General features: G+C 42.6%; 22 protein-coding genes. 10 read left to right on the plus strand and 12 right to left on the minus strand.

The annotated features are described in order from the left end of the window. Positions 1-18 precede the first annotated feature (18 nt). Positions 19-741: a CAF17-like 4Fe-4S cluster assembly/insertion protein YgfZ gene (gene ygfZ / locus SE27_RS11445; RefSeq protein ID WP_039623525.1), complete on the plus strand. Its 723-nt coding sequence runs from the start codon at positions 19-21 to the stop codon at positions 739-741. A 61-nt stretch (positions 742-802) separates the two neighbouring features. Further along, a complete protein-coding gene (locus tag SE27_RS11450; RefSeq protein ID WP_148308936.1) occupies positions 803-1,201 on the plus strand; it encodes a hypothetical protein in 399 nt (132 codons plus the stop codon). Between the two features lie 64 nt (positions 1,202-1,265). Here SE27_RS11450 and SE27_RS11455 read toward each other — a convergent pair whose 3' ends face one another. Beyond that, on the minus strand, positions 1,266-1,517 hold the full coding sequence (locus SE27_RS11455) for a hypothetical protein (RefSeq protein WP_039623530.1): 252 nt from the start codon (positions 1,515-1,517) through the stop codon (positions 1,266-1,268). Between the two features lie 348 nt (positions 1,518-1,865). Here SE27_RS11455 and SE27_RS11460 point away from each other — a divergent pair, with 348 nt between their 5' ends. Continuing rightward, entirely contained in the window at positions 1,866-2,672 is an 807-nt protein-coding gene (locus SE27_RS11460; RefSeq protein ID WP_039623532.1) for a tetratricopeptide repeat protein, read from the plus strand. 66 nt (positions 2,673-2,738) lie between these two features. Here the strand turns inward: SE27_RS11460 and SE27_RS11465 are convergent, their stop codons facing one another. Genes SE27_RS11465 through SE27_RS11475 form a run of 3 tightly spaced genes read right to left on the minus strand, consistent with a single transcriptional unit; the run spans position 2,739 to position 7,022 of the window. Next, a complete protein-coding gene (locus SE27_RS11465) occupies positions 2,739-3,662 on the minus strand; it encodes an AEC family transporter (RefSeq protein WP_039623534.1) in 924 nt (307 codons plus the stop codon). A 52-nt stretch (positions 3,663-3,714) separates the two neighbouring features. Continuing rightward, positions 3,715-4,842 (minus strand): NADH:flavin oxidoreductase/NADH oxidase, encoded by a 1,128-nt coding sequence (locus tag SE27_RS11470; RefSeq protein WP_039623536.1) that lies wholly within the window; start codon positions 4,840-4,842, stop codon positions 3,715-3,717. An 11-nt stretch (positions 4,843-4,853) separates the two neighbouring features. Beyond that, complete coding sequence (locus SE27_RS11475; RefSeq protein WP_039623538.1) at positions 4,854-7,022, minus strand: TonB-dependent receptor; 2,169 nt, start codon at positions 7,020-7,022, stop codon at positions 4,854-4,856. Between the two features lie 328 nt (positions 7,023-7,350). On the opposite strand from SE27_RS11475, the gene mutM reads away from it, so the two are divergent. Together mutM and SE27_RS11485 are read left to right on the plus strand one after the other, a co-directional pair. Then, entirely contained in the window at positions 7,351-8,205 is an 855-nt protein-coding gene (gene mutM / locus SE27_RS11480) for a bifunctional DNA-formamidopyrimidine glycosylase/DNA-(apurinic or apyrimidinic site) lyase (RefSeq protein ID WP_039623539.1), read from the plus strand. After that, on the plus strand, positions 8,202-8,483 hold the full coding sequence (locus SE27_RS11485) for a peptidylprolyl isomerase (protein WP_039623540.1): 282 nt from the start codon (positions 8,202-8,204) through the stop codon (positions 8,481-8,483). Before mutM ends, SE27_RS11485 begins: the two co-directional genes overlap by 4 nt. Positions 8,484-8,571: 88 nt before the next feature. Here the strand turns inward: SE27_RS11485 and mscL are convergent, their stop codons facing one another. Next, positions 8,572-9,009 (minus strand): large conductance mechanosensitive channel protein MscL, encoded by a 438-nt coding sequence (mscL, locus tag SE27_RS11490; RefSeq protein WP_039623542.1) that lies wholly within the window; start codon positions 9,007-9,009, stop codon positions 8,572-8,574. Between the two features lie 223 nt (positions 9,010-9,232). Continuing rightward, complete coding sequence (gene typA, locus SE27_RS11495; RefSeq protein ID WP_039623544.1) at positions 9,233-11,068, minus strand: translational GTPase TypA; 1,836 nt, start codon at positions 11,066-11,068, stop codon at positions 9,233-9,235. Positions 11,069-11,241: 173 nt separating this feature from the next. Here typA and SE27_RS11500 point away from each other — a divergent pair, with 173 nt between their 5' ends. The 3 genes from SE27_RS11500 (at position 11,242) to SE27_RS11510 (ending at position 15,181) form a co-directional block, all read left to right on the plus strand. Next, a complete protein-coding gene (locus SE27_RS11500; RefSeq protein WP_039623546.1) occupies positions 11,242-12,612 on the plus strand; it encodes a uracil-xanthine permease family protein in 1,371 nt (456 codons plus the stop codon). A 65-nt stretch (positions 12,613-12,677) separates the two neighbouring features. Next, positions 12,678-13,712 carry a class I SAM-dependent methyltransferase gene (locus SE27_RS11505; protein ID WP_039623547.1) on the plus strand — a complete coding sequence of 345 codons (1,035 nt, stop codon included), beginning with the start codon at positions 12,678-12,680 and terminating at the stop codon, positions 13,710-13,712. Continuing rightward, a complete protein-coding gene (locus tag SE27_RS11510; RefSeq protein WP_039623549.1) occupies positions 13,712-15,181 on the plus strand; it encodes an amino acid permease in 1,470 nt (489 codons plus the stop codon). The genes SE27_RS11505 and SE27_RS11510 overlap by 1 nt, the downstream gene beginning before the upstream one ends. Before the next feature lie 467 nt (positions 15,182-15,648). Here the strand turns inward: SE27_RS11510 and omp38 are convergent, their stop codons facing one another. Beyond that, positions 15,649-16,677, minus strand: a complete 1,029-nt coding sequence (gene omp38 / locus SE27_RS11515; protein WP_039623551.1) for an outer membrane protein Omp38 — start codon at positions 16,675-16,677, stop codon at positions 15,649-15,651. A 372-nt stretch (positions 16,678-17,049) separates the two neighbouring features. Between omp38 and SE27_RS11520 the strand changes: the two genes are divergently transcribed. Beyond that, positions 17,050-17,571: a GspH/FimT family pseudopilin gene (locus tag SE27_RS11520; protein ID WP_039623553.1), complete on the plus strand. Its 522-nt coding sequence runs from the start codon at positions 17,050-17,052 to the stop codon at positions 17,569-17,571. 113 nt (positions 17,572-17,684) lie between these two features. Next, the gene (locus SE27_RS11525; RefSeq protein WP_039623555.1) at positions 17,685-18,860 is read left to right on the plus strand and encodes a thiolase family protein; all 1,176 of its coding nucleotides are present in this window, start codon (positions 17,685-17,687) and stop codon (positions 18,858-18,860) included. Between the two features lie 93 nt (positions 18,861-18,953). On the opposite strand, the gene SE27_RS11530 is transcribed toward SE27_RS11525, so the two are convergent. The 5 genes from SE27_RS11530 to SE27_RS11550 form a co-directional block, all read right to left on the minus strand. After that, complete coding sequence (locus SE27_RS11530; protein WP_039623557.1) at positions 18,954-19,439, minus strand: DUF934 domain-containing protein; 486 nt, start codon at positions 19,437-19,439, stop codon at positions 18,954-18,956. Next, entirely contained in the window at positions 19,432-21,075 is a 1,644-nt protein-coding gene (locus tag SE27_RS11535) for a nitrite/sulfite reductase (RefSeq protein ID WP_039623558.1), read from the minus strand. Before SE27_RS11535 ends, SE27_RS11530 begins: the two co-directional genes overlap by 8 nt. Positions 21,076-21,447: 372 nt before the next feature. Beyond that, on the minus strand, positions 21,448-23,850 hold the full coding sequence (locus tag SE27_RS11540; protein WP_039623560.1) for a glucose/quinate/shikimate family membrane-bound PQQ-dependent dehydrogenase: 2,403 nt from the start codon (positions 23,848-23,850) through the stop codon (positions 21,448-21,450). 363 nt (positions 23,851-24,213) lie between these two features. After that, positions 24,214-25,419 (minus strand): carbohydrate porin, encoded by a 1,206-nt coding sequence (locus SE27_RS11545; RefSeq protein WP_406564550.1) that lies wholly within the window; start codon positions 25,417-25,419, stop codon positions 24,214-24,216. A gap of 189 nt (positions 25,420-25,608) precedes the next feature. After that, entirely contained in the window at positions 25,609-26,727 is a 1,119-nt protein-coding gene (locus tag SE27_RS11550) for a CaiB/BaiF CoA transferase family protein (RefSeq protein WP_039624000.1), read from the minus strand. Positions 26,728-26,864: the final 137 nt, after the last annotated feature.

Raw genomic sequence — 26,864 nt, forward strand, 5'->3', positions numbered from 1 at the left:
AGCATACGAGCGTAATAAATGAACAATTTAGCTTTCTCTGCCTTCACCTTAAACGGTGTAGATGCACAAAAATTCCTGCAAGGACAAGTCACCCTAAATGTTGAGGCTTTGGCTGAAAACGTGACACGCTATACTGCCATCTGTAATTTAAAAGGTCGTATTCAGTTTGGACTGTGGTTAAAAAAATGTACTGCAGAAAGTTTTGAGCTGGTGACCACAGCAGATCAAAGTGAAGAATTTGCCACGCATATTAAAAAATTTGGTGCATTTGCCAAGATGAAATTGGAGCAAATCGCACCGGTATTTCCAATTTTAAATGGGGATCACACAGACTTTTCTAGCACTGAAAGCGATATAAATTTATGGCAACGTCAAGCCATTGAAAGCGGTCAAGCGTGGATTTCTGCACACACCACAGGACTGTTTCAACCGCAAGAATTGCGCCTGCACCAACGTGAAGGCGTGCACTATGACAAAGGTTGTTATATTGGTCAGGAAATTATTGCGCGCTTGTGGTTTAAAGCCAAACCGAAACATTGGTTGCATTTGGTACAAGGCACAGGTGATGCACCAGACGTGGCCAGCAAGCTGCATAATGATGTGGAAGTAGTGAATAGCATTGCCATTGCTGGCGGTTATCAAGCTTTGGTGGTGGCAAAACCGGCTGCGCTAGAAGCGTTGGGTTTACAGGTTTTAGAGTTGCCGGAAAGTTTACGTGGTGATGTGGCACGTGATCAGTAACGACATCAAGTAAAAGTCTGAAGCATTTAGCTTTCAGTGGCGCGCTCGTTAAGGAAATGGTATGAGAACAATCGATTTTATAATCATGATGGCTCTGACTGTATTCTGCGCGAGCGCTGCTTTTGCGTGTGAGCCAATAGCACTCAATTGGGATCAATTTTATGCGCTCAATGATCAAAATAAGGATAAAAAAATTCAGCGCAGTGAATGGCAAAATTTAAATTTTAACGGTTCAAACTATGATGCAGGCTTTGAGTCTTCTTTGCCGCGCGCACAAATTTTTCAGCAAATGGATAAAAATAAAAATGGCACTCTTGAGGAGCAGGAAGTTTACGATCTGTATCTATATCTACCCAATCCCTGTGCGGACTTTGATATGAGAAAGAATATGCCGGATCAAAAGGCAGATTGGTTTTCACTGCAAAAAATCAGCGCATTTTTTAATGAATTATTTGATTAAGAACTTATTCTGCAGTAGTCATAAGTTTAAAAAAGCCTCCCTATGCGGAGGCTTTTTAGATGACTTACAAATTAAAATCGTGAAAAAGTTTATTCATATCTTTAATGACATAATCTTTAAAATGATAGGCACGTGCATGTTTTGCATCAATACGCGCGGTATGACCTTCATATTCAAAGATATAAACGCGGTCTTCTTTGCTCACCAAAAAGTTTTTGCCTAATCTCATCAACAATGCATCAAATTTGTCTTCATCTGGAATCGTGTCATCCAAATTAATTTGTTCATATGCCCGTTTAATACCTTTGATGAACATTCAACTACTCGCAATTTTATTAAGCGCTGATTTAACCAAACATTGAGGCAAAAGCAAAGTGAAGTTCGCAGCTCGTCACCTTTTTATCTGTCGTGAAGCAATTTTAGTTAGAATTTTAAAGGTTAAAAAGCGCATGCTTTCATGATTTAAAATTGCTGTGCTGGATATCAAGCTTCTTAGGCTTAAATTAAATACAGATAAGCAAGCGATTGATCAAAACTTATAGCAATACACAAATCATATATTTACATTTATGCAATAAAACTTATCATGTGGTACTGAGTTTTCTACTGACATTCCTAAACACATAAATGGAATTATGTGCCTGTTTATAAAAGGTTTAAAAATATGAAAAAAATTATACTTGCAAGCATTTTAGCCTTATCTTCACATCTTGCACTTGCAGAGATGACCAGCAATTCTGTCGATCCTGCCTTTGCTAAAATTGAAAGCTTGGTGAAAACCAATGATATGACAGGCGCGTATCAAGAATTGGAAAAACTGGCCAAAAGCGGCAATCCACAAGCGATTTATAACTTGGGTTATTTAACTCAAACTGGTCAAGGCACCCCTCAAAATGAGAAAAAGGCCATCGAGCTTTATGAGGCTTCGGCCAAAAAAGACTATCCGGTGGCCAACTATGTGTTGGGTAAAAGCTATATGGCCGGCACCTTAGGCCTAAAACAAGACACGAAAAAAGCCAAACAATATTTAGAAAAAGCCTCTAATCAAGGCTTTGCCGATGCCAGTATTGATTTAGCGATTTTATTATTTGCAGAAAACACCCCTGCTTCTGAAAAATTAGCCTTACAAAAATTGGAGCCTTTAATTCAAAAAGGCAACTATCAAGCAATTCATGCCAAAGCCTTATATGACATTAGTTTAGGCTTTAAAAATAAAAATGAAGCGCCCATTAAACAGGGCTTAAAAAGCATTCAGGATTTGGCACAAAAAGGCTATATCCCTGCGCTGATGGCTGTGGGCAATATGTTTGCCAATGGCAAAATTGTTCCGCAGAACCTACCCGAAGCGCAGAAAATATTCTCAGCCTTGGCCAAAGAAAATATCCCACAAGCCAAAGAATCCTTGGCTGTGGTGGATAAAATGATGGCCGAACAAGCCAAAGCACCCGCGAAAGCCATAAAGAAAAGCTAATTTTATGATGAAATTTTAAGTTAAAAAAAGCCGCAGCTGATGCGGCTTTTTTTAACATTAAAATATTTACCACCACACAGTAATTAAGCCACTAATCAACATAAAGCCCAACAGCGTACTAAGCATTAATGCACTTAAAGCTTTATCGCTTAAGCCGTAATTCTGCCCAAAAATACCAAAGATAATCGGCATTGGTAAAGCGGCCAACAGCGTACCAGCATAACGCATCTCTTGCGTTACATTGGGTAAAACACTTAAGAGAATAAAAATTGTGAGCGGCATTAGCACCAGTTTCAGCAGTACCAAAATTATGCTTTGTAGGTCGATGGCTTTTAAGCTCATTCCTACCAAGCTGCCGCCAATCACAAATAAAGCCACCGGTGATGCCGTTTTACCCAACATAGCTAATACCTGTATCAGGGATAATGGCAGTTGCAGCTTAAACAGCACACACAACATGCCAAATACAATAGACAAAATAATGGGGTTTTTAGCGACATTTTTCAGTGTTTGCTGAACCACGGCAGCAGTGCTTTGATGTTGATGAATCCCCGCTTCGGCCAGAATTAAAGTTAATGCCACAATCAATAAATTTTCAATGATTAGGGTTAAAGACAAATAAACTGCCGCTTGTTGCCCAATGAGTAGCGTCAGGATGGCCGTACCGATAAAACCGGTATTCGACATCGACGCGCCCATCGACAGCACGGCTGATTCACTTAAACGGCAACGAAAGTATTGATGATACAACGCAAAAGCCACGGCAAAAACCAGCAGTGAACCACCGGCATAACCGATAAAATAACTGCTGTTCCAAATTTCATCAAAACGTCGACTGGCCAAAGCCAAGAATAAAAATGCCGGTAACGAAATTTTAAAGACAAACTGGCTTAGGCCTTGAATATGCTCGGGTAAAATAAATTTAAATTTTACACAAACAAAACCCAACAGCAGCAGCAAGCAGATGGGTAAAATCACTGTTAAAACCACCACTGCTCCTTAGATTTGAATAGGCCGTCATCGTCTGTAGCGATTAAATTACTTAGTCTGCAATTTGCGTCGCAAAAGGCTGAAATAAAGATTTCACTTCATGCGGCTGACAGCGTAAATACTGCGGTGCAATCGCAATTTTTGCCCCTAATTTTGCCGCAGCATGCCACGGCCAGCGTGGGTCATAGAGCATGGCGCGCGCCAAGCCAATGGCATCGGCATCGCCATTTTGTAAAATGCTCTCCGCCTGTGTCGCTTCGGTAATCATGCCCACAGCAATCACTGGAATATGTACCACCTGCTTCACGGCATGGGCAAAAGGCACTTGATAGTTAGCCCCAATGGCAATGTCTTGCTTGACATGCAAACCACCGCTTGAGACATGAATATACACTGCCCCCAGTTGTTCTAGCGCTTTAGACAGTCCCACGGCCGATTCAACATCCCAGCTGTCTTGCCCCTCCATCCAATCGGTTGCCGAAATACGAATGCCGACTGGATAATGTGCAGGAACCGCATTTTTTATGGCTTGCAGCACTTCTAGGGTTAAACGAATACGGTTCTCAAAACTGCCACCATATTCATCCTGTCGTTGATTGGACAAAGGCGACATGAATTGATGCAACAGATAACCATGTGCAGCATGCAGTTCAATCAAATCAAAACCGGCATCCACGGCGCGTACAGCAGCAGCGGCAAAGTCAGCAATAACTTTTTGAATTTCGTCATGGCTTAAGGCATGTGGGGCATGTTCATGGGCTTGAAATGGAATGTCGCTGGCCGAAACAGTTTGCCAACCGTGTGCATCTTCGGGTTTAAACTGAGCTTTACCGCCCCACGGTTTATCGGTTGAGGCTTTGCGACCCGCATGCGCCAACTGAATGGCAAAAGGCATCGGCGATAAAGATTTTACTTTCACCAATAACGCTTTGATTTGTGCGCGCTGTAAATCATTCCACAGGCCTAAATCGGCATAACTGATACGCCCTTCTGGCTGCACAGCCGTGGCTTCAACAATACACAGCCCTGCACCAGACAAGGCATAATTGGCCCATTGCTGCTCGTGCCAATACGTCACTTCACCGCTGTCTGTGGCGGAGTACTGACACATCGGTGCAATCACAATTTTATTGTTTAGCTTTAACGTTCCAAACTGAATGGGTTCAAATAATAAAGACACGCTGATTCTCCTTAAAATGCTTTAGTGACGCTTAAACCTGCGCTCCAATTTCGACCATCGGCCGGTTCAAAGAATCGTGAATTGCCATCATTGACAATCACTGAGCCGACATAGTTTTTATCAAACAGGTTATCTACACGTGCATAACCACGTAATTTCCAGTCATTGTTTTTCCACACATACCCCACATTTGCTGAGGTCACACTGTAGTTAGGTGCTGTATCGGAATTGAGATCATCCACATAGATTTTATCCATATAGCGCACATCGACTCCGGCATTCAAGCCTGTTTCTGGTTGCCAACCCAAAGCCACATAGGCCTGATTTTTAGCGACACCGGGAATATAATTACCCTTAGCTATCGCATTGGCTTTTGGCTTACTTGGATCAACTAAATTCACAATTTCAGGTACAAAGGCATCAAAGGTTGCATCCAAATAGCTATAACTGGCTTGCGCCGTTAAATCACGCCATACGTTTTTATGCCAAGACAGCTCTACACCTTTACGCAACGTTTTATCCGCATTTCGGAAAGTACTACGCCCACCCTCTGTTCCTGCTGAAACGATATCATTCTGCGTTTGGCTTTGGAAAAGAGCCGCAGTGAAATTGCCAAAGTCATTTTCAGACTTGATGCCCAATTCATAGTTATCGCTGCTTGCAGGTTTTAAATCGAAGTTAATCCCTGATTCACCTGTGACCGGATAAGCCATTTCGGTAAAGGTTGGGGTTTCAAAACCTTTGGCATAACTGAAATAGCTGCTGAGTTGCGGGCGAATCTGCCACGTCAATGCAGCAGAAGGTAACAGTTTTTGATACGCTTTTTCACCACTGTCATCGCCATTATTTTTACTAGGGTCAATATTGAATCGAATGTAATGATCTTTGGATTTATAATGCACATTACTATAGCGTAGGCCACTGTCTAGTCGCCACGTCGGTAAAAATTGCCAAGCAGCTTGTAGATAAGGGTCTAAATTCCATAGGGTATTATTCTCATCACGGCGCAAATTTCCTTTTACGCCATACTTGCCATCGCTATCAAAATTTTCATAGCCTTGACGGTCTTCATCCATAAAATCGAGCGCTAAACCCGCTGTGAATCGGGTATTCGGGAGTAAATCTTTACCTGTCCAGCGCAGATCCGTTCCGTAGAAATTACGACTAAAATCAATCACGCCACCGGCCTGTCGAGGATTAGCTTGAGTCGTTTTGGGAATCGATTGATATTGAGTCACTTCACGATGTCCGGCATACACCATGCTGTACAATTCATGCTGATCATTAATCGGTTTTAACCACGTTAGTCCGGTTTGGGTCTGACTAATTTCTTTACGTACATCATAAATATTTTTTGCATCATTGACTTGTTTTGGATTGTCTTTCCACTGCTGACGATTCAAACCTTGCGGATCATCGGCATTAATATCCACGTGATTGACAATCCAATTCACTTTAGCGCCGTCATCTAAATCCCAAGTCAGTTTGGCATTACTCAACACTTTTTGTGCGGCGCTGTGTTCACGATAGCCACCGGTATCAAAATAAGATGAACTGACCACATAACTGGGTTCATTCGCGCTTGATGCACCGCCTTGCAGAATCATATCCGCACGGCCTTTGTGATGACTACCGCCAGCATAGCCCAACTCGACAGAATCCCGCCCCTCACCTTGTTTGGTGGTGGTTAAAATCGTGCCGCCTGAAGAGTTACCATACAGCGAGGAAAATGGCCCACCCAAGACTTCAATATGGTCCAAGCTGCTTAGATCAATATTGGAGGTTTGACCCTGACCATCTGGCATGGTCGCCGGAATACCATCCACATATAAACGAATACCGCGCACGCCAAAGGTCGAGCGCGCACCAAAACCACGCATCGAAATTTGTAAATCTTGTGCGTAATTTTCACGATTATTCAGTTGTAATCCCGGCACGCCTTTTAAGGTTTCCGAAAGATTAACACCTAAATTATTGTCGTTGTTGTTTTGTTCAACCCGATAGGCCGAAGCTGGCGTTTGCAACCAATCAGTATCCGTACGTGTGGCTTCAACTTTTAAAGTGGGCAATAAAACGGCTTGTTTTTGTAATTCAGTTGCTGCATATAGATTTTGGCAAATGCATGTCGTTAAGCACAGTAAGGTCAGATTGACATTTTTGTTGTAATATTTACCTTGCATAGACTACTCTCTAGGTCATTGTTAAATCCCACTTGGCAGCTTAAACCAACTGTTTAGACATCGTCTAGGCCATGACCGCTCATCTATCGGCTCTGCAGCATTTATACAACAAATCAATTAAATAGCGGTTCACTTTTAAAGCACCATCCATTTTAATCACCGCGCACAAACTTTTATTTATGCCGCTATCTTCGACGGCTCAAAATCATTTAGATTTAATGATATCTCTGCATCTATAGCCTGTTGATTTTTGATTCTGCGCAATAAAACTTGCATTCAGCGCGTGATAACCCAATATTGGTTTTATCTTTGGAGATTACCCCGCCCTATGCCTGAATTACCTGAAGTTGAAACCACCAAAAATAGTTTGCTGCCGCTCATTGAACAAAAAGTACTTTCGGTGCAGGTGCATCAAGCCAGTTTACGTTGGCCTATTCCTGCCGATATCCAAAAACTGATTGGGCAAAAACTGATTCAATTAACTCGGCGCTCTAAATATATTGTGGCGCAGTTTGAGCAGGACAGTATGTTGTGGCATTTGGGAATGTCGGGCAGTTTTAGACTCTGTGACAGCAACACCGAACTGCGTAAACATGATCATTTGATCATTCAGTTTGAGGATGTGCAACTGCGTTATCACGATCCGCGTCGTTTTGGCTGTATTTTGTGGTTAGACCCACACAGCCAAAGCAAACTGATTGATACGCTTGGCCCCGAACCGCTGACAGAGCTCTTTAATGCCAACTATTTATTCGATAAATTTAAAAAGAAAAATGTCGCGGTCAAAGTCGCGCTGATGGACAATCACATGGTGGTTGGGGTCGGCAATATCTATGCCACCGAAAGCTTATTCAATTTAGGCATTCATCCTGCGCAGCCGGCATCGAGTCTCAGTTTTAAGCACATTGAAAAACTGGTGCTCGAAGTCAAACGGATCTTAAAACAAGCCATTGACTTGGGCGGCTCGACCTTACGCGACTACACCAATGCCGCCGGTGAAAATGGTTATTTCCAACAAACCTTATTGGCTTATGGCCGCGCGGGTGAAATGTGTGTGAACTGTGAAACCACGTTAGAAAATTTAAAGCTTGGACAACGTGCCAGTGTGTTTTGTCCGCAGTGTCAGCCATTAAAAAACGTTAAAATAGCCAGCAAGACTCCCTCTACAGAGAACAAAGCATGAAATCGGCCATTGTGCGTCATATTTTAGTGAAAGATAAAGAGTTGGCTGAACAGCTGAAAAAGAAAATTAAAGCTGGGGCAGATTTTGCCAAACTGGCCAAACAGCATTCCACCTGCCCTTCAGGTAAAAAAGGGGGTGAATTAGGGGATATTAAAAAAGGTCAATTGGTCGGCCCGATTGATAAAGCCGTATTTACCTTGGCAGAACGTGAATTGCACGGCCCGATTAAAAGTCAATTTGGTTGGCATTTACTGGAAATTAAATTCCGTATGGATTAAAAAACTTCTGCTGGTTTTTATCGTGTTTGATCAGAAATTTCATTCATAAAAAACGGCGCACACAGCGCCATTTTTTGATTTTTAAACGTTAAATCCGTGGACGATTTTTCAATTCATCACGAATTTCACGCAGCAACTCAATATCTGCGGGTGTGGCTAAAGGCTCTACCACAGGCTCTTCTTTTTTACGTAAACGATTCATAAATTTAACCAGCAGAAAAACCACCCATGCCAGAATCAGGAAATTTAAGAACACTGTTAAAAAGTTACCGTAGGTTAAAACATTCACGCCTGCTTTTTGTAAAGCATCTAAAGATTGTAAGTTTTCAGGATTACGTCCTAAGATAAAAAATTTCTGGGTAAAATCGACGCCACCACCGGTAATCACCGAAATTAACGGCATAATAATATCTTTAACCAATGAATCAATGATTTTACTAAAAGCACCACCAATGATGACACCAATGGCCAAATCCATCATATTGCCTTTAATGGCAAATTCTCTAAATTCTTGCGCAATACTCATCTGTTTCTCCAGTTTGAGGTTCAATATTTTTTTATTTAAGTCAGATTTAAATCACCACTCATCTTGAACGCCAAAATGAGAACTGGTGCAAACTTATGCCTACTTTACTGATAATTATTGTATTTGAATATATCGAGCTGCCAATCTTCAACAAAAAAAAGTGCCATCAATTAATTGATGGCACTTTTTGAATCAATATCGTCGGGATTAATAATTTTTTAAATTATTTACCACGGTTACGTTTACGATCAGTTTCAGTCAACCAACGTTTACGAATACGAATCGATTTAGGGGTAACTTCAACCAATTCATCATCTTCAACAAACTCAAGCGCTTGTTCAAGGGTAAATTTAATGGCTGGCGTTAAAGTTAAAGCTTCATCCGTACCAGATGCACGCATGTTGGTTAACTGTTTCGCTTTTGTTGGGTTCACAGTCATGTCGTCAGAACGTGAGTTCATACCCACAATCATACCTTCATACACTTCTAACTGTGGTTCAGCAAATAGACGACCACGGTCTTGTAAAGTGAACAATGCAAACGCTAAGCAAGTACCGTTAACCATTGAAACCAATACACCGTTTTGACGTTTCGCAACAGTACCGGCTTTAGCAGGACCATAATGCGAGAAGCTTGAAGTCATAATACCAGTACCAGAGGTAATGGTTAAGAATTCAGAACGGAAACCGATTAGACCACGTGAAGGAACAGTTGCTTCAATACGGATGCGGCCTTTGCCGTCTAATTCCATATTGGTCATCTCGCCTTTACGGAAACCCATTTGTTCCATGATTGAACCTTGATGTTGTTCTTCAACGTCAAAGTTTACAATTTCATATGGCTCTTGTTTTTCGCCATCAATTTCTTTCATGATTACTTCAGGACGAGATACACCCATCTCGAAGCCTTCACGGCGCATGTTCTCAATCAGAACAGACAAATGAAGCTCACCACGACCAGATACTTTGAAACGATCAGGAGATTCAGTGTCTTCAACGCGTAAAGCCACGTTATGAATTAATTCACGATCTAAACGTTCACGAATGTTACGTGAAGTTACAAATTTACCTTCGCGACCAGCAAATGGCGAGTTGTTGACTTGGAAAGTCATCGACACTGTTGGCTCATCTACAGATAAAGGTTCCATTGCTTCAACATTTTTCGGATCACAAATGGTGTCTGAAATGTTCAGTGCATCAAGACCTGTAATACAGATGATGTCACCTGCAGAAGCATCTTCAATATCTACACGTTCAAGACCATGGTAACCCATGATTTTTAAGATACGGCCATTACGTGTTTTGCCATCTTTATCGATAACAGTTACTGGCGTATTGGTTTTAACTGAACCACGTTGAATACGACCAATACCAATAACACCGACGAAATTATTATAATCAAGTGATGAAATTTGCATTTGGAAAGGACCGTCAACGTCAACCTTTGGCGGTTCAACAATATCAACAATCGTTTCAAACAATGGCGTCATATCTGGCGCTAAGTTATCAACTGAAAGACCCGCAATACCGTTTAAGCCTGAAGCATAAACCACTGGGAAATCTAACTGTTCGTCAGTTGCACCAAGATTATCAAACAAATCAAATACTTGATCCATAACCCAATCAGGACGTGCGCCCGGACGGTCAACTTTGTTCAATACAACGATTGGCTTTAAACCGCGTGCAAACGCTTTAGACGTTACAAAGCGAGTTTGTGGCATTGGACCGTCTTGTGAGTCTACAAGAAGTAATACACAGTCAACCATCGACATTACACGTTCAACTTCACCACCGAAGTCAGCATGTCCCGGGGTGTCGACGATGTTAATGCGGTATTCAGTGTCGGTACGTTTATCTAACCATTTAATTGCAGTATTTTTTGCAAGGATAGTAATACCGCGCTCTGACTCTAGCGCATTCGAATCCATGACACGCTCAATCTCGCCCGCACGATCACCGAGAGCACCTGATTGTTGCAAAAGTTTATCTACAAGAGTGGTTTTACCATGGTCAACGTGCGCAATAATGGCAATATTGCGGAGTGTTTTAATATCTGACATGTAAATTCGATACGCTATAAATTTGAAGCCAAATTATACAGAAAATTAGAAACTTTTAGTAGTCACTGTTCATCCTCAGTTACAAGTTTTTTTAACAATTGCATGGTTTTTTCGTTTGTAATGTCCTGTAACTCGATTAGAATAACCGCAAATTGCTGCTGTACCTGTCTTACATGTCTGATTTAAAGAATTCTCCAGAGCATCAAGATCGCCTCGATTTAGTCTACGGATTAAACGATCGTCCTCAACCATTCATCGCTTTTTTAGCTGCCTTGCAACATTTGCTTGCCATTATTGTGCCGATTGTCACACCCGGCCTCCTGATTTGTTTAGCGCTGGGCGTGTCAAAACAAGACACCAACATGATTTTATCCATGTCTTTGGTGATCTCCGGTATTGCTACTTTTCTGCAATGTAAAAAGGTTGGCCCTTTTGGTGCCGGCTTACTCATTGTACAAGGCACCAGTTTTAACTTTATTGGCCCGATCATTGGTATTGGCTCGGCGATGGTCGCGGCCGGTACACCAGTTGAAGCGGTAATGGCCTCTATTTTTGGGGTGGTGATTGCCGGTTCATTTATTGAAATGGGCGTATCGCGTATTTTGCCTTGGGTAAAAAAGCTGATTACGCCATTGGTCACCGGCATTGTGGTGCTGCTGATTGGTCTAACCTTAATTAAGGAAGGCCTGATTAGTATGGGCGGTGGTTATCAAGCCATGGGCGATAAAACCTTTGCCAGTACCGATAACCTGATCATGTCCTGTACGGTTTTGGCCATTATTGTGCTGCTCAATCGTGCACGCGTAACGTGGATTAAAAGCTCAGCGATTTTGATTGCCTTAATTATTGGCTATACCTTGGCCGGTTTTATGGGTTATCTGGATTTTTCTGGCTTAAAAGATGCCCCAATTGTTCAAATTCCAACGCCGATGCATTTTGGTCTGAGCTTCTCTTGGAGTTTATTTATCCCAATGGCCTTTATTTATCTGGTGACCTCACTTGAGGCCATTGGTGATATTACCGCCACATCAAAACTGTCGAATCAAGCGGTTGATGGACCACAATGGATGGAACGTATTAAAGGTGGTGTATTGGTCAATGGTGCTAATTCGTTCTTGGCGGGTATTTTTAATACTTTTCCCAGCTCCGTCTTTGCCCAAAACAATGGCGTGATTCAATTGACCGGTGTGGCAAGTCGTTACGTCGGCATTTGGATTGCAGCATTACTGGTGATTTTAGGTTTATTTCCTGCTGTGGCAGGTGTAATTCAAGCCGTGCCTCAAGCGGTGCTGGGCGGTGCAGTTATGGTGATGTTTGGTGCAGTGGCCGCCTCTGGTATTAATATCCTTTCTGGTGTACAACTAGACCGCCGCGCTTTACTGATTATTGCAATTTCCCTAGGCTTGGGCTTAGGCGTTGCGCAAGTACCGCAAATACTTGAACATCTCCCTGAATTATTCCGTAATATTTTCAGTTCAGGTGTGGCAACAGGTGGTATTGCAGCATTGTTATTAAATATTATTCTTCCAGAGTCGAAGAAATAATTTCATTTCAGCACCAATTCTGCCCAGCATTGTCTGGGCAGAATTGTTCAATGACGAGATAAAAAATGGATCCGAGAAGTGAAGTTGTCATTCGACAGCACGAATATTTATCTGGACGCGTACTGTTGGTGAATGCACCGACAGATGACTTAGTCGCCAATTTAGCCGCCAACATCACGCCATCATTATGGACATGGGATTATAATGAGCTGCAATATTTTCAAACGCAGCAAGCCAATGTACATTTTGGAGTCGATCTACCTGAAGGTGATTTTGACCAAGCCATTATTTTTGTCCCCAAGTCCAAAGAACTACTCAACTACTTACTGCACAATGTGGTCAGTCGCTTAAGCGTAGGTGCATCTGTTTTCTTGGTCGGTGAGAAAAAAGCCGGGGTAGAACGTGCAGCTAAACAACTATTGCCGTTTGGTAAAGCCTGTAAATTAGATAGCGCGCGTCACTGTCAAATGTGGCAAATGAGCATTGCAGCCAATGTAAACGCCAAACCTTTGGCCGATTGGGCACAGCACTACACCGTTGCCACGCCAGAAGGTGAATTAACCATTTGCGCCCTACCGGGTGTCTTTAGTCAAAATCGCTTAGATATAGGTACTGCGGTATTGCTGCCTTTTTTATCACAAGTGACCTCCGGTAAAATTGCTGACTTTGGCTGTGGCGCAGGGGTTATCAGTGCCTATTTAGCCAAATTAAATCCGCAAAACCGAATTTTCGCGATGGATGTCGATGCCTTTGCTTTGGCTTCTACCCATCTGACTTTTGAAAAAAATAATCTCTCCCCTGAGCAACTGGAAATTTCTGCGGTTACGGGTATTGAAGATGCACCACTGTTCTTACATGCCATTGTCAGTAATCCACCTTTTCATCAAGGGATTCACACCAATTACAACGCCAGTGAAAATTTATGTAAAACCTCACGCCGTCATTTAAAATCGGGTGGTGAATTGTGGATGGTTTCAAATCGCTTTTTAAATTATCCATTATTAATTGAGCAGAATTTTGGTCAATGTAGCGTTAAAGCAGATCAACAAGGCTTTAAGGTACTGTTTGCCAAGACGCAAAAAAAACTTAAGGAACAATGATGAGCGAAGCAAATCAACCAATGCATCTCCAGCGTAAGCTGGGTGCACGCCATCTAAATATGATTGCCATTGGTGGCTCGATTGGGACAGGTTTATTTTTGGCATCCGGTGCAACCATTGCCAATGCAGGTCCAGGCGGTGCATTATTGGCCTATGCGTTAATTGGCTTAATGATTTATTTCTTAATGACCAGCTTAGGCGAATTGGCTACACACAACCCTACTTCTGGTGCATTTTTCACCTATGGTACCAAATATGTAGAAAGTGGTTTTGGCTTTGCTTTAGGCTGGAACTATTGGTACAACTGGGCCATTACCGTGGCCTTTGAGTTGGTTGCGGTACAGTTCATTATGAAATTCTGGTTTCCCGATATTCCGGGATTCTACTGGAGCGCCCTCTTCCTTGGCATTATCTTTGCGATTAACTCACTGACGGTCAAAGGCTTCGGGGAAACTGAATTCCTATTTTCGCTGGTAAAAGTCATTGCCATTATTATCTTTATTATTATTGGTATCGCCATGATTGGGAAAATCATGCTGACACCGAATATGGTGACTTTTTCTAACTGGACCAAAGGTGATGCACCTTTTGTTGGTGGTTTACAGGCCATGATTGGTGTGGCGATGATTGCCGGATTCTCTTTTCAAGGCACCGAGATGGTGGGCGTTGCTGCAGGTGAATCAAAAAATCCCAAGAAAACTATTCCGGTTGCAATTAAGCAAATTTTCTGGCGAATCTTACTGTTCTATATTGTTTGTATCTTCATTATTGGCACCTTGGTGGCCTATGATGATCCGCGCCTACTACAAGCTGCGGCAAGTGACAATATCACCCTTTCGCCTTTTACCTTGCTGTATGAAAAAGCCGGTTTTGCTTTTGCGGCCAGTTTAATGAACGCGGTGATCTTAACGGCTATTTTATCTGCCGGTAACTCAGGGATGTATTCATCCACCCGAATGCTGTTTGATATGGCGCGTGAAGGACGGGCACCAAAATGGTTTGCCAAACTTGATCCACGCGGTGTACCGATGAACGCACTGTATGCCACCACTGCTGTTGCTGCACTCTGCTTTTTAACCACTTTTATTGGTGAACAGCAAGTGTTTAACTGGCTACTGAATATGTCGGGTATGTGCGGTTTTATTGTGTGGCTCGGCATTGCCATTTCACACTATCGCTTCCGTAAAGGTTATTTAGCGCAAGGCTATAAATTAAAAGACTTGGCGTATACGGCAAAATTCTTCCCCTTCGCCCCATGGTTTGCCTTTATTTTATGTTCGGTGATTATTTTAGGACAGAATTATGAAGCGCTGATTGGCGGTCGAATTGATTGGTTAGGCTTACTCTCAACCTATATCAGCATTCCCTTGTTCTTGGTAATTTGGTTGGGTTATAAATGGAAACATAAATCCAAACTGATTCCTTATGCAGAGATGGATGTACAACCGGTCAACGTCGAACGGGATTGATTATTCAGTTTCATAAAAAAACAGCTTTCGGGCTGTTTTTTTATGGCTCAAGATAAAAAATTGGCGTAGGTAATAAAATCACACCTCTCATACAGTGCGATGAAATTTGTATTTCCATACACTAAAAAATCACCACTTAAAGATAAGAGTCATAAATTTTATAGCATGATCAGGCGCTATATGAGCAGCAAGCTAAAAAACACCACCTCAAATAGAACTTTAAAGATTACCGTATTTTTCATATCTTAAAAGAAAGATAGCCAAAGTGTACACTCAGCGAATTAATTAAAGTGTAGAGAATATTTACCATGAATAGGCGTCCGAGCTATTTCATGTTCTTGCTGCTTTTATTTTTTATTGTCCAGCCTTATTTTATAAACGATTAATAGATATGTAAAACATATTGTATCGAGATAAAAAAAGCAGCCTGACGGCTGCTTCTTCTTTTGCATTAGTTCAATAATAAATTATTGAGCTTGTTCTGCAACAACTGTACGGCTACCAGAAATAGTCGCGAATACACGACGGTTCATAGCACGGCCTTCTTTAGTGTTGTTGTCAGCAATTGGTTGGTCCCAAGCAAAACCTTGAGTAGCCAAACGAGCTGGATCTACATTGTATTCATTTACAAGTGAAGATTTAACAGAGTTAGCACGAGCCAAAGACAAACGTTCGTTTAACGCACGTGGACCTGTGTTATCTGTATGACCTTCGATGCGAGCAGTAGCGTTTGGATATTCAACTAACTTCTCAGCAACTTTAGCGATTTCTGGCTTGTATTGATCTTTGATGTTTGATTTGTTGGTATCAAAGAACACACGAAGTTCCATGTTGAGATCTTCAGTCAACTCTTGTGGAGCTGGTTGAACTGGAGCAACAGGTTCAACTGGCATAACTTCAACAACAGCAGCAGCTGGTTTCAAGTGACCGCCAAGAACTACGTTAAGACCAGCCAAAGCTGTGTAGTTCCAGAATTTATCGTCAAAGTTATAAGTACCACGAGCTTCAGTACGTAAAGATAAAGCATCGTTTAAGCGCCAAAAAGCACCTAGACCTGCGTTACCCAAAGTACCTTCTTTCTCTTCAGCAATACCGTCGATGTCATATTTATAGTGACCAGCACCTAATAAAACATAAGGTTTGATTTTGCTGTCATAGTTTTTAGTGATCAAATCAGAAGTAGCATAGAAGTTACCATTGATTTGAGTTTGTTTGTATTCGGCATCTGCAGCTAAACCGTTTACATCACCTTTAACTTGGTTATATTCAGCTTCAAAACCCAACCAAGGAGTTAATTCAACACCCAGTGCAGCGCCAACGAATAAATCGTCCTGTAGCTCAGGACCATTAGTTAATTCGCCATCACTACCATTATTGTTGTGCTGAGTGTCTTGGAAAGTATAACCAAGCATTAATGGAGTAACAGTTACGCCTGCGTTTGCAGCCGCTAAAGGGGCAGCTACAAGCATTGCCAATGCAATACGACTCATTTTCATGGATTTATCCTCCAGAGATAACATTATTGTTCAAGCTCAAGCCTAAAATTCGGCCATCCTGAGATAGGCTTTTTAATACCCCAGTTTTATGATTAAGCTATTCACACTGAATCATACAAACACTTTATTTCTTTTCCAAGTGCTTGATAATTTTAATCAAGTAAATTATTGACAAAATTACTTACAATTTCCGTTGTAATTCGGTAACTTTTTACTCAATTTATTGTTCTGAATAGCTTATTGTCAGTTGCGAATTATTTTAACAGCTTTCGCAAAACTTAAGTAATATATATTACTTACAAAAAAAACGATTAGAAACAAAACACTAACAACATAACCAATTAAAAGAAAATATTCAACTGGATTAATTCAATGCTTTTTCATATCAAAAACGGCTTTACGCTGTTCGAACTGATTGTCAGCTGCGCTATTTTGGCTATTTTAGTCAGCATAAGTCTGCCCTATTTTTATGACAGTATGGCGCGACAAGAAATCAAAAATAGTTCGCATCAAATTATCTCAAGTATTCAATTGGCAAAATCGCATGCGGCCATTCAGCACAATAACGTGGTGATTTGCCCCTCTCAAAACCGAACCAGCTGTCAGGCAGACCAGTGGCACTCCGCTTTTATTATTTTTATTGATCGTAATAAAAATCGGCAAGTGGATGCAGATGAGCGCATTATTTCAACACAATCCACCAATTTAAAGTATGGCCTTTTAAATTGGAAAGGTGCTCTTAGAATTCCCAGCCTAACGTTTCAATCGACCAATGGTCTGCCGATTGGCTCTAATGGCAGTTTTTATTACTGCTCGACCTCCAATCAACCGCATTATAAAATTTTGCTCAGTACTATGGGCAATACTCGCATTGAGCAACCACCCGCTTGCTAAAAACTTATCAGTCTAAAAGTGCAGAGCTATCAGGCTTTATTCCTGTGTATTTTTCAATATACTGTTGAGCATCTAAAATAATTTACTCAAAATCCATGACTGGAGAGAACACAATGACTGACATCGTAATTGTCAATGGTGCACGTACCGCAATGGGCGGCTTCCAAGGCAGTCTATCTGCTGCAACTGCACCAGAGCTGGGTGCAGCTGCCATCAAACAGGCCATTGCACGTGCAAATTTACAAGCAAGCGATGTTGAAGAAGTCATTATGGGCTGTGTTTTGCCTGCGGGTTTAAAACAAGGTCCTGCGCGTCAAGCCATGCGTCAAGCCGGTCTGCCAGATTCAACCGGTGCAGTGACCATTAATAAGCTCTGCGGCTCAGGGATGAAAGCTGTCATGCAAGCTGCAGATATGATTAAAGCCGGTTCTGCTCACATTGTCGTAGCCGGTGGTATGGAGTCGATGAGTAATGCACCATACATCCTCACCAAAGCCCGTGCCGGTTATCGGATGGGACATGGCGATGTGAAAGATCATATGTTTTTAGATGGTTTAGAGGACGCCGAAACCGGTCGCCTGATGGGTTCTTTTGCCCAAGATATGGCCAACAGCCGTGGTTATACGCGTGAACAAATGGATGACTTTGCAATTCGTTCATTAAAACGTGCGCAAACTGCGGTTAATGAAGGTTACTTTGCCGATGAGATTGTGCCCGTCACCATTTCAACTCGTCAAGGCGATGTTGTGGTCGATAAAGACGAACAACCCTTCAATGCCAATATTGCTAAAATCCCCACTTTACGTCCTGCTTTTGCCAAAGATGGTACCATTACAGCCGCCAATGCCAGCTCGATTTCAGATGGTGCCTCTGCACTGGTGTTAACCTCAAGTGAGCATGCAGCAGCCAAAGGCTTAAAACCTCTGGCTAAAATTATGGCTTACGCATCTAACTCACAACATCCTTCAGAATTTACCATTGCACCTGTGGGCGCCATTGAAAAAGTGCTAAAACAAACCGGTTGGAATGCTGCTGATGTTGATCTGTGGGAAATCAATGAAGCGTTTGCCATGGTGACCATGTGTCCAATTGATGACTTTAAACTGGATGCCGAAAAAGTGAATATTAACGGTGGTGCATGTGCGCTGGGTCATCCTGTCGGTTCAACCGGTTCACGTATTATTTTAACGCTGATTCACGCTTTAAAACGTACTGGTGGCAAGAAAGGGATTGCAGCATTATGTATTGGCGGCGGTGAAGCCACAGCCATTGCCATTGAACTGCTTTAATTGGGCAGTGAGCTAAAATTTAGCTTGTAAGCAAAAAAAATCCTGCATCAGCAGGATTTTTTTATGGTGGGCAGAATAATCTAAACCACTCTCTTAAGCACCAGTTTGATAATGTGCTTGAGCAACCGCAGTGGAGGCCTGATAGGGATTTTTAAAATCATTTAAGCCCGCCGCTGCTTCAATCAGATCTTTACCGGCTTTCACCACAAAACTATCAAAACCGGCACGTTTTAAATAATTTAACACGTCTTTAAAGATATCCCCCGTGGCACGCAGTTCACCTTGGTAGCCTTGACGACGCAGTAAAGCGGCAAAGGAATAACCACGACCATCGTTAAATCCTGCAAACTCAATAAAAATCGCATCGAGTTGATCCAGCGGAAAGGCATGCACTTCAGGCGAATCTTCCACCGTGATATACAGCGCTTTTTTACCTTGAATATTCGGCAATTGATCCAGTTGTGCGCAGGTCAGCAGTACATCACCGTGTGGCAATAGGCCATCTTCATCAATCACTTGATAGGTATTGTCACGAATATCCGCATTTTTATACAGCACTGGCAGTTCAGTATTAAGCATATGCGCGCTCCTTAAAGGCTTGAATCCCCACACGGCGATAGGTATCAATAAAGTCTTCACCTTCAGTGCGCAGATCTAAATAAGTATTGAGGATTTCTTCCACCACATCAGGTACACGATCAGCGGCAAATGAAGGCCCCAAAATAGCGCCAATAGAGGCATCATGATCGGCATGTCCGCCCAAGGTAATTTGGTAGAACTCCGCACCTTTTTTATCGACGCCCAAAATACCAATATTACCAGCATGATGGTGACCACAAGCATTCATACAACCAGAGATATTCAGATCTAATTTACCTAAATTATAAACGGTATCCAGATCATCAAAACGGCGAGAAATCGCTTCAGAGATCGGGATGGATTTGGCATTGGCCAATGAACAAAAATCGCCCCCCGGACAGCAGATAATATCAGTGATAAAACCAATATGCGCGCGAGCCAAGTTATGCGCATCGAGCGTTTGCCATAGGGTAAATAAATCCTGTTGTGGCACATCGACCAAGGAAATATTTTGTTCGTGCGTGGTGCGCAGCTCACCAAAAGTATATTGATCGGCTAGATCGGCAATTAAATTCATCTCATCGGTGGTCATATCACCTGGCGCTAAACCAGCGCGTTTCAGTGAAATGGTCACAATACGATAGCCTTGCACTTTATGCGCATTGGTATTGATGTTAAACCAATGTTTAAATTTCGGATATTGTGCAAACAACTCAGTGAAGTCTTCATCAGCGCGCTGTTGATAAGCAAATGGCGTGAATTCTTCATCTAATTTTTGCAAAATGTCTGGCTGAATTTTTAAGCTCTGTACCGTATGTGCAAATTCCGCTTCTACTTTTTCTGCAAAAACTGCGGGAGTTAAAGCTTTAACCAAAATTTTAATTCGCGCTTTGTATTTATTGTCACGGCGACCATGCAAGTTATACACGCGTAGAATCGCTTCTAAATAAGCAATTAAATCTTCACGTGGTAAAAAGTCACGAATAAAACTGCCAATGACCGGCGTACGCCCTAAACCACCACCGACTTTAATTTTATAACCAATTTCACCGGCGTCATTTTTAACGATATACACCCCAATATCATGAAACGATACCGCAGCGCGATCAATCTCTGACAATGCCGAGACCGCAATCTTAAATTTACGTGGTAAAAAAGCGAATTCTGGATGAAAAGTCGACCACTGACGGATCAATTCACAGGTCGGACGTGGATCAGCAATTTCACCTGCCACCACGCCTGCATATTGGTCTGTGGTGGTGTTACGAATACAGTTGCCCGAAGTTTGAATGGCATGCATTTGTACGGTGGCAAGCTCTGCCAACATATCTGGTATATTTTCTAATGCCGACCAGTTAAATTGAATATTTTGGCGCGTGGTGACATGTGCGTAGCCACGATCATAGGCTGTAGCCAACTCGGCAATTTTACGCAATTGCTTGGAGTTCATGAGACCATACGGCACAGCAATACGCAGCATCGGCGCATAACGCTGAATATATAAACCATTTTGTAAGCGTAACGGACGATATTCATCTTCGGTTAATTTTCCGGCTAAATAACGTTCCGTTTGGTCACGAAATTGTGCAACCCGTTCATTGACCAATTGTTGATCGAAATCAGTATATAAATACATGGCGTACAGCTAGTAGTTTCATTATAACGACGCACAGCATAACCAGATTTGACCTATCAGCGAAATGTGTTTTCTACATATTTAATAGCTGTTTTATTGATAAGCAGCGCCAGAATGCCGACACTGCCTGCAATACACGCCATTGCGCGGCTTTTGAAGCCGATTGGATGTATTTCTGACTTATTTATCTTTATTTTTCATATACAAAAGTCTCAATGCTCATTTGATGCTAAATTTACACCGCAATAAACATCTTTTATCAATATTTGGCCCTCTTTATGGTGCTTCGCGAGAAAGGAATAACAAGGCTTATTATGGTGAATAAAAAAAGCCTGACGAATCAGGCTTTTTAAACAATATATTTAAGACTGCTTATTTTTGATCAGGTAAGGCATAGGCCACCAAGGAATCACCCATTTTGGTGCCAAAGGAGCCATGACCACCGGCCATGATGACCACGTATTGTTTACCGTTTATTTCATAGGTCATAGGTGTGGCTTGACCGCCTGCAGGCAGACGCCCTTTCCACAGTTCATCTCCGTTATTGACGTTAATGGCACGGATGTAATCGTCTTGTGTTGCCCCGACAAACATCACATTACCAGCAGTCGAGATGACACCACCCAACATTGGCACACCCATTTTAAAGGGTGGCAATGGAATGCCCGGCATACTGTCACGAATGGTTCCGATACGACGTTTCCACGCCACTTGATGAGTATCTAAGTCGACACCTGCCACATAACCCCATGCCGGTTGTTTACACGGCAAACCAAAAGGTGAAAGGAAAGCACTGATTTCAACGCCATACGGCACGCCATACATCGGTTGCACGCCTTGCTCGGTGCCTGCACCTTTGGCAGTTTGCTGACGATTAGGATCGGCAGGAATCAGTTTTGAGACAAAAGGCAAACCAATTGGATTCATTAAAGCAATGCGACGATCTGGATTCACCGACATACCGCCCCATTCAAACACGCCTAAGTTGCCCGGAAATACCAAGGTGCCATTTTCAGAAGGTGGGGTATAAATCCCTTCATAATTTAAACGATGGAACGACACGCGGCACACCAACTGATCAAACATGGTAGCGCCCCACATGTCTTTATCAGTAAGTTTATCTTTCGGTGCCAAGTCAAAATCAGAAAACGGTTGCGTTGGTGAATAATGTTCACCTTTGGTGGCAGGGCCACGTTTTACGCTTTGCGGCACTGGTTTTTCAGTGATCGGTACAATGGCTTCGCCCGTACGACGATCCAACACAAAGACATTACCAGTTTTGGTTAATACATAAATAGCCGGAACAGTTTGACCGGATTTGTTTTTGATATCAGCCAACGTCGGCTGAGCCGGTACATCCATATCCCACAAATCATGATGCGTGGTTTGAAAATCCCAAACCAACTGACCGGTTGAAGCATTTAATGCCAGCATTGAATTGGCATAACGCTCATGTAATTCCGTGCGGTTACCACCCCAAATATCAGGTGTTCCCACGCCGGTTGGCACATAAACAATGTCTAATTTTGCATCATAAGCCAGTGGTGCCCATGCATTCGGTGAGTTTTGCACATATTTTTGCCCCGGAGCAGGAATCGCATTTGGATTTTCTGCGCCCGTATCAAATACCCAAAGTAGTGCGCCCGTATTGACATCATAACCACGGATCACCCCAGATGGTTCTTGGGTAGAGTAGTTATCGGTGGTTGAGCCACCAATAATAATGGTACTACCAGTGACGATAGGTGGAGAAGTTGGGATATAACCGCCCGGATACGGAAACGGCATATCTTTTTGTAAATCAACTTCGCCATTTTTACCAAAGTCTGTACAGCGTTGACCATTGTCTGCATTGATGGCCACCAAACGACCATCATTGACCGGTAAAATGACTTTACGCGGGCACTGTGTTGAAGATGATGTTTGATTTTTTAAACTGGTGGCAAAACCTGTGGTGTTGTTGGCATCGTAATACGACACACCACGGCAGGTTAAATGCTGGTAAGTATGATCTGCTTTAAGCTGAGGATCAAAATTCCATTTTTCTTTACCGGTTGCCGGATCAAGCGCGACCAAACGTTGGTGCGTGGTACAAATGTACATATTGTCACCCACTTTAATGGGGGTAACTTGATTGGTGGTTTCACCTGAGTCATTTGCAGTTTTGGTTTCACCGCTATGATAAGTCCATGCCACCTGAAGATCTTTGACATTTTTTTCATTAATTTGGGTTAACGGCGAATAACGTAAACCCGATTGAGTACGCGCATAGGCCGGCCAATCAGCGTCAGGAATACCATCAATCGGCTGAGCAGTTGCAGGCTGTTGTGTGGTTAATTCACCGCGAATTTCTTGCGGATCATTAAAGATTGCGTAAACCATCACCGCAATGGTCAGCGCCAACGAGCTACCCAAGACAATTTTCGCGGGTTTAGTCTGTAAAAAGCCGCGTGTCACCGCAGGAATAAACAACCATAAACCAAATAGTCCTAAAATATCTAAACGCGGTGCTAAGGCAAAGAAATCCGAACCGACTTCCCATAAGCCCCACAGCACCGTCGCCAACACCAGTATGGCGTAAACAATAAGTGCCGAGCTTTTTAAGCGATGCAATAACGCCGCAGTCGCAAGGAAAAATAAACCTGCAATGATGTAGTACCAAGAACCGCCTAACACCGCAAGCCAAATTCCTCCGATGAGCAATACCAAACCAAAAACAGCCGCAATAATGACGGTAATGGTTTTGAGCACTGAACTTGAAGATGGATTATTCATACTTGACCACCTATCTCTAATCTTCTTGATTTAAAGCGCATCCTGATTGGTCAGTTGCGCACCTTTTTAGTTTTTAGATGTTAAATACCGCAGTAATCTTGAGGATGAACACTTAAGACAGCGAGGACTTTATGCAGATCAAGAATCAATTTAATTTAAGCCCAGCGCAAAACCTCACTGAACTCAAGCAAAGGCTGAACGCCTTTAAATCAAACATCTACACAACAACGTCGCTAAAGAACAACTGATCTAAACCGTCAGCCCTCTCAAAAAGATGTGATCTGAAACAGCGTTGAGTTCAATCAAACGCTGCATTGGATTCCACTTCAGTATTTACGTATCTAAAAACGAGTGATGTAAATTTTAGAATGCTGTTTGGAACTTGATGCCGCCCACCCAAACATTCTCACCATTTTTATAGGCACCGACATGGCGGATATATTGAATATTCGGTCGGATGGTTAACCAGTCATTGGCATGAATACCGTAGTACACTTCCATATCATATTCTTCATTTTGACGTGGCTGATTGAGGGCCGCCTGCTGATCAGCAATATCATCATTTATGCTAATTCTGGCCACACCTACAGCCAATGCATCTTTAGGGCGTGTCGCTGACAAACCGGTATAGACCAGTCCAACGTTCTGCATATTGCTGACCACATTGGTGTCGGAGTCGTGTAACGTTAAATTGATAAAACCGCTCAGACCACGCTCTGGATTATCGTGATCACTCGTCAGCTGTTGCTTGGCCACAAGCCACATGCCCTGTTTATGCGAAGTTTGAGTGGGATTCTGAATGTCGCTGGCATCTGCGGTGCTGTAGTAATAGCCCACGCGATATTCACCAGCGCGCTGCGCGACACCGACTTTAGGTGACCATACCGCTTCAACAGGAATGATGGCGCCTTTTGAACCGTCGCTACTGAGATTAAAACCTTGGCTGCGTTTTAAGTTTTCGGGGTTGTATTCATACACGCCCACTTGGGCATAGACATCGGGTTGTAAATGATATTTCGCACGGACGGCCCATTGACTGACCGGCCAGTTGTACCATTGATCGCCGACCCAATTGCCCACTTGCGAGCCACATAAAGCAAGGTTTTGAAAATCACAATCAAAGGTGTTGAAATCTTCCCCTTCACCAAAGCGTCCGACTTTTATATCTAACGTTTGCTGTAGAAATTGCTTCTGAATCCAAAAGTCAGTTAAGCGCCACGTTTGCCCGCGACCCCAGACTTCTTGTACTGAACTTTGATGGCCATCTAAAGCATCTGCGGTTTGAGACAATGAACGCCCATTACGCTGCGTCAGCGTAATTTGCGCTTGTGTATCGTGCCAAGCTAAAATTTTATTTAAATCGAAATGTGCGCCTAAGGCAAATTGATCGGCATATTCTGTACCGTGATTAGAGGCATACTTTGCATCGATTAAACTGGCCATTTCACCAGTATAGCCCAAGCTAAAGGTATAACCTTTTTGCTCTAACACCGTCCGCTGACCCTTCCAATCCCCTAACATCCACGGACTTTGCGATGAAAATGCCTCGGCTGCATATACGTTTTGCATCACACAAGTTAAGCTTAAAAGAGCAATTCCTAAGCAGTGAGCACTTCTCTTATTGTATTTATTCATAATAAGTGTCCTTCTTAACAATGTGTAACTTATATGTAGCTTACCTTGCTTTTTTTTATCATTAATGAGACTTTTTGTTAAGCTCATGTTAAATAAAAACTTTAGCTGGATAGTTTGCACAATTTAAAAACAATCGTGTCCCAAGGGCCGCCCGATATAGTCATAGCTGAGGGTAGAGCGTGAAAATTTAATCGGACAAGCCAGTTGCGTTTCGGTTTGCGTACTGCCCTCAAAAAGCGGCACCTCAACCTGCCATTGCCGCTGCTGCGCCAAAGGTGAACGTAATGCTTCCTCTAAGTTTAAGACGGGCTCTACGCAGACATCCTGCCCAGCAAACAGCACTGACCATTCGGCCCAGTCTTTCAGCTTAATTTTGGCTTTAAGCGCCGCTTTTACTTCATCGCGATCAGCTGGATCAAATGACGTTCCTTTCTCCAAAAGCACAGGAAGCTCTAAGATCTGTGCCAAAGCAGTCATAAATTGTGGTTCTAAACTTCCAATCGACAAGTAACGACCATCTTGCGTTTGGTAATAATCATAAAAAGTTCCTCCATTGAGATACTCTTTTTCAGCCTGTTGCGCTGTGTTTCCAGCCAAACTTGCCGCAGCCGCCATACTGTTTAAGGTGGCCACACAATCGGTCATGGAAATATCAATATATTGCCCTTGCCCACTGCATGCGCGCTCAATCACCGCGGTCAAAATCGCAATCACCGCATGTAAAGAGCCACCCGCAACATCGGCAATTTGTATGCCCAATGGCGGAGGGCCGCTGTCTTGTCGACCGCTGTGCCCCATAATGCCCGAGAGCGCCAGATAATTAATGTCATGTCCGGCTTTATCTTTATACAATCCGGTTTGGCCATAGCCCGTAATGGAACAATAAATCAGTCGCGGATGAAGTTTAGCCAGTGTTTCATAGTCCAAACCCAAGCGCTGCATCACCCCCGGCCTAAACTGCTCTACCACAATATCAAACTCAGTAATCTTGCTTTTAAGCAGTGCGATATTGGCGCTGTCTTTTAAATCTAAAGCGATGGATTTTTTGTTACGATTAAGATAACTGTGCGCCGTGGCTTGCCCATTGGCATACGGCGGTAACAGGCGAATAAGATCGGGACGTGTGGGCGACTCAACATGCGTCACCTCTGCACCCAAATCCGCCAAGTATAAGGTGGCAAAAGGGCCAGGTAAGAGTGTAGAAAAATCGAGGACTTTCAATCCTTTTAGTGCAGCTGACATGGTATTTTCACTTTTTATTTGTGGATTTTTCATTCATCTTAGAAATATAAAACCAACAAAACAATGTCATGTTCAGCCATTTACCTTGATCATTTCGGCCATTTAAGATGTAAATAGGGCAAAATGGCTATTGTAAA

The organism is Acinetobacter harbinensis, from assembly GCF_000816495.1.
GTDB classification, from domain to species: Bacteria; Pseudomonadota; Gammaproteobacteria; order Pseudomonadales; family Moraxellaceae; genus Acinetobacter; species Acinetobacter harbinensis.

Coding starts and splice junctions, on each gene's coding strand:
- ygfZ (WP_039623525.1), top strand. CDS start 19: ATGAACAATTTAGCTTTCTCTGCCTTCACCTTAAACGGTGTAGATGCA.
- SE27_RS11450 (WP_148308936.1), top strand. CDS start 803: ATGAGAACAATCGATTTTATAATCATGATGGCTCTGACTGTATTCTGC.
- SE27_RS11455 (WP_039623530.1), bottom strand. CDS start 1,517: ATGTTCATCAAAGGTATTAAACGGGCATATGAACAAATTAATTTGGAT.
- SE27_RS11460 (WP_039623532.1), top strand. CDS start 1,866: ATGAAAAAAATTATACTTGCAAGCATTTTAGCCTTATCTTCACATCTT.
- SE27_RS11475 (WP_039623538.1), bottom strand. CDS start 7,022: ATGCAAGGTAAATATTACAACAAAAATGTCAATCTGACCTTACTGTGC.
- mutM (WP_039623539.1), top strand. CDS start 7,351: ATGCCTGAATTACCTGAAGTTGAAACCACCAAAAATAGTTTGCTGCCG.
- SE27_RS11485 (WP_039623540.1), top strand. CDS start 8,202: ATGAAATCGGCCATTGTGCGTCATATTTTAGTGAAAGATAAAGAGTTG.
- mscL (WP_039623542.1), bottom strand. CDS start 9,009: ATGAGTATTGCGCAAGAATTTAGAGAATTTGCCATTAAAGGCAATATG.
- typA (WP_039623544.1), bottom strand. CDS start 11,068: ATGTCAGATATTAAAACACTCCGCAATATTGCCATTATTGCGCACGTT.
- SE27_RS11500 (WP_039623546.1), top strand. CDS start 11,242: ATGTCTGATTTAAAGAATTCTCCAGAGCATCAAGATCGCCTCGATTTA.
- SE27_RS11505 (WP_039623547.1), top strand. CDS start 12,678: ATGGATCCGAGAAGTGAAGTTGTCATTCGACAGCACGAATATTTATCT.
- SE27_RS11510 (WP_039623549.1), top strand. CDS start 13,712: ATGAGCGAAGCAAATCAACCAATGCATCTCCAGCGTAAGCTGGGTGCA.
- omp38 (WP_039623551.1), bottom strand. CDS start 16,677: ATGAAAATGAGTCGTATTGCATTGGCAATGCTTGTAGCTGCCCCTTTA.
- SE27_RS11520 (WP_039623553.1), top strand. CDS start 17,050: ATGCTTTTTCATATCAAAAACGGCTTTACGCTGTTCGAACTGATTGTC.
- SE27_RS11525 (WP_039623555.1), top strand. CDS start 17,685: ATGACTGACATCGTAATTGTCAATGGTGCACGTACCGCAATGGGCGGC.
- SE27_RS11530 (WP_039623557.1), bottom strand. CDS start 19,439: ATGCTTAATACTGAACTGCCAGTGCTGTATAAAAATGCGGATATTCGT.
- SE27_RS11535 (WP_039623558.1), bottom strand. CDS start 21,075: ATGTATTTATATACTGATTTCGATCAACAATTGGTCAATGAACGGGTT.
- SE27_RS11540 (WP_039623560.1), bottom strand. CDS start 23,850: ATGAATAATCCATCTTCAAGTTCAGTGCTCAAAACCATTACCGTCATT.
- SE27_RS11545 (WP_406564550.1), bottom strand. CDS start 25,419: ATGCAAAACGTATATGCAGCCGAGGCATTTTCATCGCAAAGTCCGTGG.
- SE27_RS11550 (WP_039624000.1), bottom strand. CDS start 26,727: ATGTCAGCTGCACTAAAAGGATTGAAAGTCCTCGATTTTTCTACACTC.